Here is an 11,719-nt window from a genome sequence, read left to right as displayed (position 1 = left end):
AAACTGGACTATTATAAGGATCTTGATGCATTATACTAATTAGACAAATCATAAATAATATATCGGGAAAAGTCCATAAAATCAGGACTTCTTTTCGTCGTGGAAAAAGACTGGATAGCAGACGCGAAAAAAATGAGCATCACCTTACGGCGATGCTCATTTAGCAGGGACTGTCAACATTCTGTCCTTGACTTTTGAACCAGTTTAACTGCCACCTGGTCTAAACGCAATATATTTCCGCGACTAGACGAATATTATTGCGTTTTTATTATATGTTATATTCTTCTTTTATGCAAGAGAAAGGGCTGTAACGAATAGATAGTATTTTATCATCTAACCTTTTAATCGGCTTTCAATATCTGATGCACTATATAATACATCTGTTACAATCACATTATCTCCCTGGATTACAAAAAAGACAGAGTAATTGTCTACCAACAATCTTCTCATCTCTTTGCTTCTTTCCGGCTCTGATTCCATAATACAGATTCTCTCAGCCATAGTATCCAATGTCAAAATAGCGTCTGCAATCCGGTTATATTGATCCATCGCATTTTCCGGTGCCTGAAGAACATAAGCAATATGATTATATAACTGCTCCATATCAGCCAATGCTTCATTTGTAATCTCAACTGTATAGTGTTTCATATCAATGATTCTCTCTAAATTTTGCGAACGCTTCCGTTGCATTTTGCACTCTTCCTGCAGCTATATCATTGTAACCTTTTTCCAATTTCTGATGGATTTCTTCTGCTGTCATGCCATCTGCATGAATCGATACTGGTGCTTTTGGTAAAGAAACAGAAAATGGAATTCCACCTGTAAGAGAAATTTGATTCAAATACATATCAATCGCTGTTGACATAGGAACACCTAACTGAGACAATACTTTTTCTGCCCTCTCTTTGACGGCTGGGTTTACTCTTAAGTTTAATGTTGCTGATTTACCCATAATCACACCTCCTTGTTTCTTATATTGTAACGCTTTTGTCGTTACAAATCAAACATTATTACTCACATGTATCTACTTTACAATTGAGGAATCTATAATCTTGTATTTTAGTCATTTTATTCCTTTACAAAATGTATTTTTTGTTGTTTGACTCCACCTGATTCTTTACTCTTTTTAATATTGATATCTACAGTTGGAGTTACATCAGATGAGGATACTTTTCTATAAGAAACATTTGTTCCATCTGATAATTATGCAATAGTTAGCTTTCAAACAAAAAACATATACCCAATCGGATATATGGTCCTATGTCTTATGTTCCGTTTGGGCTTTAGTTCTAATGGGCGATGCAACTACATTAGTCTATGCCTTAACAACATAGACTGTTCAAATCAGCGAATGATGTCTCCATCATTTTGCGGCAGCAGTCCGTATCCCTAAAGTAACCTCACTTATCGATTTCATATATATGTAAAATACCTACTACTCATCTACAATAGACAAAATATATAACTTGTATAAAGTAAATGGTGCCGACTGCAGGAATCGAACCTGTGACCTACGCGTTACGAGTGCGTTGCTCTACCTACTGAGCTAAGTCGGCATCTAAGTATAGTATAGTCTTCTTCTATTTTAATACAAGTAAAAACCACTGGAGGAGAGCCAGTGGTTCTAAAAAAACAATTTAATACAATTAGAAGGGAGTTTTATTTATGAATCGTAAACAGGACGCTTTTATTATTAGGGAGTGGCCCTCTTTACAGTTATTAATATAGTCTTAGTATATGAACTAAGTATGAACAAAAACAAAAAAAAGATCTGACTCCCTATTTCAGACCTTTCCAAGAGCTATTCTAATCGTAATACGACTCCCACAGTCATATTAGCATACTTTTTCTATAACAACAATATTTTTGTTACGCTTTGTTTTCCATATCCTTTATTTTTTCAATAAAAGCAGGATCATATTTCTTTCTTAAGCTCTTTCCAGCAATATAGTTTGGAGAAGTTATTAGGGGACCATACTTTAACTGGATACAGGCATCTAGATATAAGCCAAATATAGATGAAATATAACTATATGACTTGTTTAATGCATAAATATGGTAGAGGTTTAAGTCATTGAAGATGGATTTGTCTGCCACAATACAGGCTACTAGTTTAGAACCTTCATAGATAGGATATACGTAACCTGTTTCTAATCCAACTCTATACATCTTATATTTAACACCGTCATACTTTAATACAAAGTAGCCTGATTGAGATGTAAAGCCTGTTTTCTGATAGATTACACCTAGACTTTCTTCTTCAAATAACATTCCATATTTCTTATGTCCTACCTTATCCCATTCAGGCTTAATTTTATCAGGATCATAAATTAATGAGAATTCGCGTGAGAGAAAATTACCTTGAATTTCTCCTCCTTGATTAAACTGTTTAGGTAAAGAGGCTCCACCAAGTTTATTATTTCCTTTTGCGATTTCGTAATCTATATTAAAAGTAGATAGGATTTGGTTTAAGTCTATTATCATAATGAGTTCACTCCTTTCCCATATTTTAACATTATTATTCGCTTTTAAAAAGAGTTCATTATGTATATAATTAATTCGAAAGAGGTGAAGTGTATGGCTATTAAAGTAAAAGCAAAGGATGCAGATACTCTAGAGGAAGAACTAGAAGAATGGTCATTAGGTGTCAATCTTGTAAATACAGCACCTACTCAAACAAAAGAAACCGTCACTTTTAGTACAGACCAAATAAAAAAAGATAAGTCTAAGAGAACGACTTATCTTAATGATGATCTAGAAGATCCTACATTATAAGCACTTAGGTGCTTATTTTTTTTCTTTCAAAAGATCTCTGATTTCTTCTAATAATACAATGTCTTCTGACTTTGGTGCAGGTGCTGCTTTTTCTTCTTCCTTCTTACGGAAACTCACAACCTTATTAATCGCTTTAATACAGATAAAGATACAGAAAGCCATTAATAAGAAGTTAATGAGGTTAGAAAGGAATGATCCATACTTGATATTAATATTATTAATCTTAAGAGTTAATTCTGTAATATCAGATGGAATCTTAATAATTGCAGATAATACAGGCATAATAATGTCCTGTACAAGAGATGTGACAACAGCAGTAATAGCAGTACCTAAAATTACACCGACAGCCATGTCAATGACATTGCCTTTAAATGCGAATTCTTTGAATTCGTTCCATAGCTTTTTCATGTTGTGTCTCTCCTATATTCAGTTTATGCAGCAGGTGTTTCGTCTTCTTCCTGATGACCGCTTATAGCCTTGATGAATTCCTTGTTGATAACAAATGCCTGATCAAATGGGTTGATTAATAAAGCGTCATATTCTCCAGCACCGAAGAATGTAGCAATATGCTGATCAAATGGACGACATTCGCTGATTAATACCTGTCCTTCCTTTAATTCAACATTATCTTTGATGCCCCATTTATCAATCTGTTCATTAGATGTAAAGAGTGGGAAATAGCTTAATTCATTACCTTCATCATCTTCTGCAGATAATGAAGGAATAATCATAGATGCATCCTTTTTTAATTCATATGTACCATCTGGTAAAGTAACTAAATCTGATTTATTCACAATCGTCATTAATGCAAAACATGAGCGTTCAACTACATCTTCCATAAGTGATTGGAATTTATCTTTTTCTTCTTCACCTTGTGCTTCCATATATTCATCATATAACCAAGAGAACTCCATATTACCTGGTACTCTATGACCAATTGTTTCATGATGATCTACACCATTGTTTTCTTCAACACCCATATTACTTAATGTATCTCTACCTAGAGTAAATGCATCTGTTTCTGGATCAATAACCATACCATAGATTTCATCATCACCTGTATTAAACAATTCATTTAATAAGAATTCATAGTCTACTTCTACTAATACATTATGACGATCTGGGAAATCAGAATCTTCTAAAATAGAAGAATTCTGTGCATTTTCTACAGTAGTATAAATTGCATACCATTCATCTCCGTCATCATCACATACTGTCTGTAAGAAGAATGAATCTTCATCATCATCGTCTACAGAAATATATGTAAGGAATGTAGAAGCCTTTAATGTATGCATTAAATCATCTTCTAGTTTAGTGGCAGTAAAAGAAGCTTCTCCATATTTACCACAGCTTTCTTTCCAATCTTTATCAGTTGTTTCTACTGGTGTTGTGTTTAATAATGGTTTACTCATTCTTTTACTCCTCCCCTTCTATTAATCCCATTGTAGTTAGGATTTCTTTTGTAAGTACAATATTATCTGTGAATGGATTAATAACGAGTGCATCAAAGCCTTCACCATTATTAAGTCCTCCTAGATGAGTAACAAGATCAGCAGTTAGTAGCATAGATTTTCTTTCTTCATCTTCAGCATTCCAGCCATCTAATGTTTCAATATCTTCCTGTGATGTAAAGAGTGGAACAATATTAGCCTGATCACCATGATCTTCACTTGATAACATTCTAATCGCAAAATCTGCATCTGATCTAGCAACGTATGTATTACCATCTTCTACTACTAAATCTTCTTTTCTTACCATAATAGGTAATGCGAATAAAGCATCATCAAATGCTTCCACCATATGACTAAAGATTTCTGCTTTCTTATCATCATCTTCAGTATTCTGGAAAATCTTCCAAATTTCTTTAATAAAGATATTTGCAGGAGTAATGTTACCTAAATCTTCTGTATGGCCTAAACCATTACATAAACGTTTAGAAATCTGTACTAATTCTTCTCTTGTAAGAATATAGTCATCACTAAATGGGTTAATCACAATACCATCAATTTGATTACCATCAGCAAGTGTAAGTTCTTTTGCTAGGAAAGCATAGTTGACTTCTACTGCTTCTACTTTTCTTCCTGGCATTGATGTTTCAGGTTTCGCAAGACTGCTTTTTAATTCTTTTAATGAAGTATAAACAGAAATAAAATTCTTACTTCCATCCTGTGGTGAAATAGTAAAGAATGAATGATCATATTCTAAATTTTCACCACTTTCTGGTAGATTCATATAACCATAATAATGTGATTCTGTTAGGTTCTTAAGGAATGCTTTATAGGCTGCTTCTTTGTCATCCTGAGCTTTTTTCCATGCATCAAGGGAGTCAGTCCATCTTGATGTAGTAAATGCTTGAGCATCTTTTAAAGGTTTGTAATTCAACTTGTTTTCCTCCTTAGTTGATAGTTTCTTTATTATAAAACATTTCATCTAACATGTCTTTAGAAAACCCTAGATGATCTGTAAAAGGATTAATGAGAATACCACAAAATGCATCACTAGAAAAGAGTACATCCTTGTATGATTCAAATGATTGACATGTAATAATCATTTCCATATCTGGTTCATCATGATCAAGATTCATTCTTTTAATATCATTTAATCCTGTAAATAAACTAATATAGAGTTTATTAGGATCAGCATGAGAACACATAAGTGGTTTGATATAAATATCAGCACCTGTGTGTAATGCAAGTTCTCCTGTCTTATTTGTATATAAGTCTTTCTTATTTACAAGTACTGGACAGGCAAAGACCCCATCCTCCATAAGGTCTTCTACACTTTCTTTTAATAACTCTTTTACATGAGGATCTTTACCATTAGAATGATAGATCTTCATATTCTTTCTAAACTTTAAATTAGCTGGCACAAGACTTGGTAAATCTTCTTGATGATTAATACCTGTTGTTGTATTGTGTCCTATACTATTTAATAGTTTCTCATTTGCAATAAGCTTTTGTGAGAAAGGATTAATCACTAAACCATTTAGCCCTTCTGTACGCATATATATCTCTTCTAAGAGGCGTTTATAAGAAGCTACCATTACTTCTACCTGGTAACCTTCTTGTGGTTCTGGAAGGTCTATATAGTCTGTTATTTCCTTTATATTTGTGAAAGCAGGTAAATAGGATTGTTGATCTTCATTAGATACAGAAATGATTTCATAATCGGAATTATCATTGTTTAATGGTCTTTGAACCATTACAAGATAATCTGAATGAGATATCAAATAATGAAAACGTTCTGTAATATTTGTATTGATATCATAATCTTGAAGCCAAAGATTAAAGAGATTATTCCATTCTTTACCATCAGGATAATGTTGTGGTGATACAATACTTAAACCATTATAATCCATAAAAAAACCTCCTTCCTTCTCTATTGTACCATGTTAGAGATGATAAGAGGTTTGTATTCTTCAATTATTTTATTAAATCTAGTACTTTCAGAAGGTTTTCTTTGATACAAAGTAGATGAGGTTGTGTCATATCACTAATATCTACTAAATCAGGTACTCCAATAACATCTATACCTGCAGCATCTGCCGCAATAATACCATTTCTAGAATCTTCTAGAATGAATGTTTCTTCTTTCTTAAGCTTGTATAGTTCTATAGCTTTATTGAATATTTCTGGATTTGGTTTAGCACGAGTGACATGATCACCACATACAAACTTATCAAAGTACTTGTCTAAACCTGCAGACTTGAGAGAGAATAGTACATCTGGTTCAAAAGTAGAACTAGTAAGGACCAATGTATAACCATTATCTTTTAGATATGTTAATAATTCATGCGCACCTTTTTTTACTGGCATAGGGTTTGTTTCTAAGTACTTTCTTGTCTCAGCAATCTTATCTTCTCTAAAACGAGTAAAGTAGTATCTATTTCCCGTAATCTTCTCTAACATTTCTTGAGCGGCTAGACCGTTTGAACCAATTGATTTATAGGCAGCTTCTGGATTAAATGGTTCATTATGTTGTGCAAATACCTTTTCCCACATCTTTATTCCTAAAGCTTCACTATCAATGAGTAGTCCGTCCATATCAAATAATACATTCTTCTTATTTTCTAACATATGATTAATCCTCCATATCAATACTGTATCATTATATAGTGAGATTAGGTATATGTAAAATAATTATTGATAGCGATTACAGTTTGTGCTATAATAATGGTTGAAAAGAAAAGCAGAAAAAAAGACTTGAATATTCCCCCATTCAAGTCTTTTTTTGCGTTTAATTTACTTTTTTTAATGCCTGCAGGTATTCTTTTTGATTTCAATCCACGCACCCATCGTGGGGTGCGACTGAGGAAATTGCAGATGTTTTGATTGTTATTGAAATTTCAATCCACGCACCCTTCGTGGGGTGCGACCTCCATCACCTTTATAATCCCATGTTTTACTTACAATTTCAATCCACGCACCCATCGTGGGGTGCGACAACGATTTGATAACTTATTCCTAAACAGTAGGTCTCATTTCAATCCACGCACCCTTCGTGGGGTGCGACCGTCAAATGGTTTGTTATGGACGAAGATGAAAAGATTTCAATCCACGCACCCATCGTGGGGTGCGACCCTTGACCACCAACGTAACATACATTGTAATAGTTCTGAATTTCAATCCACGCACCCATCGTGGGGTGCGACTTAAGACAAGTAGAAGGGTTTGTATCACCAAAAAATTTCAATCCACGCACCCATCGTGGGGTGCGACGAAACAAATGCTTTAAAAGAAAAAATTAAATGCTTAATTTCAATCCACGCACCCATCGTGGGGTGCGACCCTACAGAAATTGAAAGTCGGTATGCCTTCAGCTATTTCAATCCACGCACCCATCGTGGGGTGCGACGGTTCTATTTCTGCTACTCGTATCGGACATGAGATATTTCAATCCACGCACCCATCGTGGGGTGCGACTTTTGTCATTGATTGTAATTTCAATACAACCTTCTATTTCAATCCACGCACCCATCGTGGGGTGCGACGAAAGAGAGGGTCATAAGAAATGACAGAAGAGCAATTTCAATCCACGCACCCATCGTGGGGTGCGACCATTTACTAGTATTCATGGTTATCATCTAATAAGTATTTCAATCCACGCACCCATCGTGGGGTGCGACTCTCAATGTTAAATCATGCGACTGTGTCTGAACAGATTTCAATCCACGCACCCATCGTGGGGTGCGACCCCTAACGGTAAACTTTACTATCATATTGCGGAAATTTCAATCCACGCACCCATCGTGGGGTGCGACTCCACAAGCAATCTGTCAACGTTTGCTAGCATAAATGATTTCAATCCACGCACCCATCGTGGGGTGCGACGGTCAAGATAGGTTCTAATGTGTTTACGATAGGTTATTTCAATCCACGCACCCATCGTGGGGTGCGACTAAGGCAAGACAGCTGTGCAAACAGATACCAGATAATTTCAATCCACGCACCCATCGTGGGGTGCGACCCGCAGATTTCATAGAACTTCCTGCTGATTTTGAAATTTCAATCCACGCACCCATCGTGGGGTGCGACATTGCACCTATTTGTTATAAGTTCTGTAAGATGATTATTTCAATCCACGCACCCATCGTGGGGTGCGACAGTGCAACCCATTTCAGATTATCATATGTTTTATTAATTTCAATCCACGCACCCATCGTGGGGTGCGACAAAGAAATGCGAATGACTAAAAGAGCGTGGAGCGTAATTTCAATCCACGCACCCATCGTGGGGTGCGACATTCAGCCGATTTTATTTTAAGAAAGGTAGACGGAATTTCAATCCACGCACCCATCGTGGGGTGCGACTTGGGTGGTTCACAATCGCGTCATTGATCATTAATATTTCAATCCACGCACCCATCGTGGGGTACGACAATTCCATCGACATCACGAACTAGATCATCATGAATTTCAATCCACGCACCCATCGTGGGGTGCGACAAGAACGTAGGCACTTTCTTACTCATCTTCTCCTATTTCAATCCACGCACCCATCGTGGGGTGCGACAATACACCTTGGATACCACTCCATACACCACTAAAATTTCAATCCACGCACCCATCGTGGGGTGCGACTCCATTGCAATTTTTAAGATACCAACAACAACGGATTTCAATCCACGCACCCATCGTGGGGTGCGACGAAACAAATGCTTTAAAAGAAAAAATTAAATGCTTAATTTCAATCCACGCACCCATCGTGGGGTGCGACAAGATGATACATTGCTAATCTATATTGATGAAGTATTTCAATCCACGCACCCATCGTGGGGTGCGACAATTCATGCAGTGGAAAGACAACGTTTGTAAAAGAATTTCAATCCACGCACCCATCGTGGGGTGCGACAATTCATGCAGTGGAAAGACAACGTTTATAAAAGAATTTCAATCCACGCACCCATCGTGGGGTGCGACATCATGTCTTTGCGATAAATCTGAATATTCCTTAATTTCAATCCACGCACCCATCGTGGGGTGCGACAAACGGTGCTCCATCTCCTAATATGATTAATTTAGATTTCAATCCACGCACCCATCGTGGGGTGCGACTAAAGCATGTTTATATACTTCAAGATAAAACGCAATTTCAATCCACGCACCCATCGTGGGGTGCGACCTTTTTAACATTGCATCTTTTAACCTCACTAATGAATTTCAATCCACGCACCCATCGTGGGGTGCGACAATATTTCAGTTTAAACGCTTGGGTCTGTCTTAGTATTTCAATCCACGCACCCATCGTGGGGTGCGACCAAAGGCGCTCTTTTCAATTGGTACAAACCTAATAATTTCAATCCACGCACCCATCGTGGGGTGCGACTTAAACCCTTAGAAGAGTTGCCCGCAGATTTCATAATTTCAATCCACGCACCCATCGTGGGGTACGACCTTTATAATTGACACCCTCATAAATAATCATGTCGTATTTCAATCCACGCACCCATCGTGGGGTGCGACGGCAGTATTCAACTGCGAATTAAACATTTAGGAGATTTCAATCCACGCACCCATCGTGGGGTGCGACGACTTTCCTTGGTGTAGCACTCAGCATCGGCAAGAATTTCAATCCACGCACCCATCGTGGGGTGCGACTCAATGAGATGGCAACCTTCAGCAAGGTGAAGAAGATAATTTCAATCCACGCACCCATCGTGGGGTGCGACTGGGCTACTGTAAACCCGCCTTTTGAGCACTCTATTTCAATCCACGCACCCATCGTGGGGTGCGACTGAAAAATGCTTAAATAAAACAATGCAAGATTTTAATTTCAATCCACGCACCCATCGTGGGGTGCGACACCTCAGCCAAAACCAATTGATCAGATTGCTAATATTTCAATCCACGCACCCATCGTGGGGTGCGACAATAATGCGATCTTATAAAGTGATTCAGGATAATATTTCAATCCACGCACCCATCGTGGGGTGCGACGTAATTGGTGGAGACCCAAAAGGAAGAACATTGAATTTCAATCCACGCACCCATCGTGGGGTGCGACTGGCACAAGGTTATTATTCTTGTAGCAGGTGTGGATTTCAATCCACGCACCCATCGTGGGGTGCGACTTGGAAATCCCTGAAATCTGGGATGATCTTGTCAAATTTCAATCCACGCACCCATCGTGGGGTGCGACGTAAGGCTTACGAATATTGCAAAAGCTCTATCAGATTTCAATCCACGCACCCATCGTGGGGTGCGACTTGACAATACTATTGCAAAGGAAATTATATATGTATTTCAATCCACGCACCCATCGTGGGGTGCGACTTTTTTGCCAGTGTTTGGATTTACATCTAACACTAGATTTCAATCCACGCACCCATCGTGGGGTGCGACAAAGGGCGATCAAGTTTAGTTTTAGATTTAAGAAGTATTTCAATCCACGCACCCATCGTGGGGTGCGACCAAATGGAATTATAACAGGTTGGTGTAATAGGTTATTTCAATCCACGCACCCATCGTGGGGTGCGACCTTTACAAACTTAAATCAATTCTATTCTAGCAAGATTTCAATCCACGCACCCATCGTGGGGTGCGACGAGATTAAAGAAACAAAATCTAAAAGGTATTTAATAATTTCAATCCACGCACCCATCGTGGGGTGCGACTTGAGAAAGACGATACTGTTTTTGCACTGTTGTATATTTCAATCCACGCACCCATCGTGGGGTGCGACGAACATCAATTCTATTTTCTTTTAGTGCTTCATTATTTCAATCCACGCACCCATCGTGGGGTGCGACACAGCCGTGTACGAATGCTTAATGGCGACACTGATTTCAATCCACGCACCCATCGTGGGGTGCGACTTATGTAAAAGTTGAAGGCTGTGACAAATATGTGATTTCAATCCACGCACCCATCGTGGGGTGCGACTGCAAAAATAGCAAAATTTCTACTTGAATTTCACTATTTTTGACAAATTCATATTATCATATTCAATGAAATTATGATAATTAAAAACAAAATTTCTTATTTAATAAAATAATCCGGTGCGAATCACTTAGCTTTTTTCTGTACACTATATATTCGCACTAGAGTATGAGATCATCCTTATCAAAAAATACACTAGCATTCAATCCATAATGTTCTATCTTATTTTCGTATTTATCGCCTAAATAATAGAATCTAATACTATCTTCTTTAAGATTCACTATCTTTAAAAGTTTATCCTTCATCTTTCTCCACTCTGCAGCTGATGCCTGACATTCAAATACTGAATTCTGTACTCTATGTCCACAGTTCTCACATTCTTTTGCTACTTTTCTGAGTCTTGTTTTGCCTGCACTTGCTACAGTAGAAACATCATAAGTAATTAATATAAATTTTATATCTAATTTGCGATTATCCGCATAAACACTATACTTTCAAGCACTTTGAAGTATAGAAAATTATTTAATTTACCACGAATTTACCACAATTGAATGAGCCTTGATATGA

The 11,719-nt window shown here is 37.2% G+C and carries 10 protein-coding genes, 1 tRNA gene, 1 CRISPR repeat array and 1 riboswitch; of the genes, 1 reads left to right on the top strand and 10 read right to left on the bottom strand.

From position 1 onward, the window contains the following. Positions 1 to 333: 333 nt before the first annotated feature. From H8909_RS11425 to H8909_RS11410, 4 genes are all read right to left on the bottom strand, one after another. Complete coding sequence (locus tag H8909_RS11425; RefSeq protein WP_187012921.1) at positions 334 to 648, bottom strand: type II toxin-antitoxin system RelE/ParE family toxin; 315 nt, start codon at positions 646 to 648, stop codon at positions 334 to 336. Between the two features lies 1 nt (position 649). Further along, the gene (locus H8909_RS11420) at positions 650 to 952 is read right to left on the bottom strand and encodes a type II toxin-antitoxin system RelB/DinJ family antitoxin (RefSeq protein ID WP_187012920.1); all 303 of its coding nucleotides are present in this window, start codon (positions 950 to 952) and stop codon (positions 650 to 652) included. Positions 953 to 1,263: 311 nt separating this feature from the next. Then, positions 1,264 to 1,419, bottom strand: a riboswitch (M-box (ykoK) riboswitch). 61 nt (positions 1,420 to 1,480) lie between these two features. After that, positions 1,481 to 1,556 (bottom strand) — tRNA-Thr (locus tag H8909_RS11415). Between the two features lie 313 nt (positions 1,557 to 1,869). Continuing rightward, positions 1,870 to 2,484 (bottom strand): hypothetical protein, encoded by a 615-nt coding sequence (locus H8909_RS11410; protein WP_187012919.1) that lies wholly within the window; start codon positions 2,482 to 2,484, stop codon positions 1,870 to 1,872. 93 nt (positions 2,485 to 2,577) lie between these two features. On the opposite strand from H8909_RS11410, the gene H8909_RS11405 reads away from it, so the two are divergent. Next, the gene (locus tag H8909_RS11405; protein ID WP_129980677.1) at positions 2,578 to 2,775 is read left to right on the top strand and encodes a hypothetical protein; all 198 of its coding nucleotides are present in this window, start codon (positions 2,578 to 2,580) and stop codon (positions 2,773 to 2,775) included. Positions 2,776 to 2,787: 12 nt separating this feature from the next. Here the strand turns inward: H8909_RS11405 and mscL are convergent, their stop codons facing one another. The 6 genes from mscL to cas2 all read right to left on the bottom strand — a co-directional run bounded on the left by mscL (position 2,788) and on the right by cas2 (position 11,595). Continuing rightward, the gene (gene mscL / locus H8909_RS11400) at positions 2,788 to 3,183 is read right to left on the bottom strand and encodes a large conductance mechanosensitive channel protein MscL (RefSeq protein ID WP_187012918.1); all 396 of its coding nucleotides are present in this window, start codon (positions 3,181 to 3,183) and stop codon (positions 2,788 to 2,790) included. A gap of 23 nt (positions 3,184 to 3,206) precedes the next feature. Further along, entirely contained in the window at positions 3,207 to 4,187 is a 981-nt protein-coding gene (locus H8909_RS11395; protein ID WP_187012917.1) for an SseB family protein, read from the bottom strand. Positions 4,188 to 4,191: 4 nt separating this feature from the next. Then, a complete protein-coding gene (locus H8909_RS11390) occupies positions 4,192 to 5,157 on the bottom strand; it encodes an SseB family protein (protein ID WP_187012916.1) in 966 nt (321 codons plus the stop codon). Between the two features lie 13 nt (positions 5,158 to 5,170). Further along, the gene (locus H8909_RS11385) at positions 5,171 to 6,133 is read right to left on the bottom strand and encodes an SseB family protein (RefSeq protein WP_187012915.1); all 963 of its coding nucleotides are present in this window, start codon (positions 6,131 to 6,133) and stop codon (positions 5,171 to 5,173) included. 64 nt (positions 6,134 to 6,197) lie between these two features. Beyond that, positions 6,198 to 6,851: an HAD family hydrolase gene (locus tag H8909_RS11380; protein ID WP_187012914.1), complete on the bottom strand. Its 654-nt coding sequence runs from the start codon at positions 6,849 to 6,851 to the stop codon at positions 6,198 to 6,200. A gap of 199 nt (positions 6,852 to 7,050) precedes the next feature. Then, positions 7,051 to 11,155: a CRISPR direct-repeat array (repeat unit 33 nt; unit sequence ATTTCAATCCACGCACCCATCGTGGGGTGCGAC). A 158-nt stretch (positions 11,156 to 11,313) separates the two neighbouring features. After that, positions 11,314 to 11,595, bottom strand: a complete 282-nt coding sequence (cas2, locus tag H8909_RS11375; protein WP_369409830.1) for a CRISPR-associated endonuclease Cas2 — start codon at positions 11,593 to 11,595, stop codon at positions 11,314 to 11,316. Positions 11,596 to 11,719 lie beyond the last annotated feature (124 nt).

Source organism: Catenibacterium faecis (assembly GCF_014306455.1).
Lineage (GTDB): Bacteria > Bacillota_I > Bacilli_A > Erysipelotrichales > Coprobacillaceae > Catenibacterium > Catenibacterium mitsuoka_A.
Note: the sequence above shows the minus strand (reverse complement) of the source record. Positions and strands in the feature narration are given on the sequence as shown.

Coding starts and splice junctions, on each gene's coding strand:
- H8909_RS11425 (WP_187012921.1), bottom strand. CDS start 648: ATGAAACACTATACAGTTGAGATTACAAATGAAGCATTGGCTGATATG.
- H8909_RS11420 (WP_187012920.1), bottom strand. CDS start 952: ATGGGTAAATCAGCAACATTAAACTTAAGAGTAAACCCAGCCGTCAAA.
- H8909_RS11410 (WP_187012919.1), bottom strand. CDS start 2,484: ATGATAATAGACTTAAACCAAATCCTATCTACTTTTAATATAGATTAC.
- H8909_RS11405 (WP_129980677.1), top strand. CDS start 2,578: ATGGCTATTAAAGTAAAAGCAAAGGATGCAGATACTCTAGAGGAAGAA.
- mscL (WP_187012918.1), bottom strand. CDS start 3,183: ATGAAAAAGCTATGGAACGAATTCAAAGAATTCGCATTTAAAGGCAAT.
- H8909_RS11395 (WP_187012917.1), bottom strand. CDS start 4,187: ATGAGTAAACCATTATTAAACACAACACCAGTAGAAACAACTGATAAA.
- H8909_RS11385 (WP_187012915.1), bottom strand. CDS start 6,133: ATGGATTATAATGGTTTAAGTATTGTATCACCACAACATTATCCTGAT.
- H8909_RS11380 (WP_187012914.1), bottom strand. CDS start 6,851: ATGTTAGAAAATAAGAAGAATGTATTATTTGATATGGACGGACTACTC.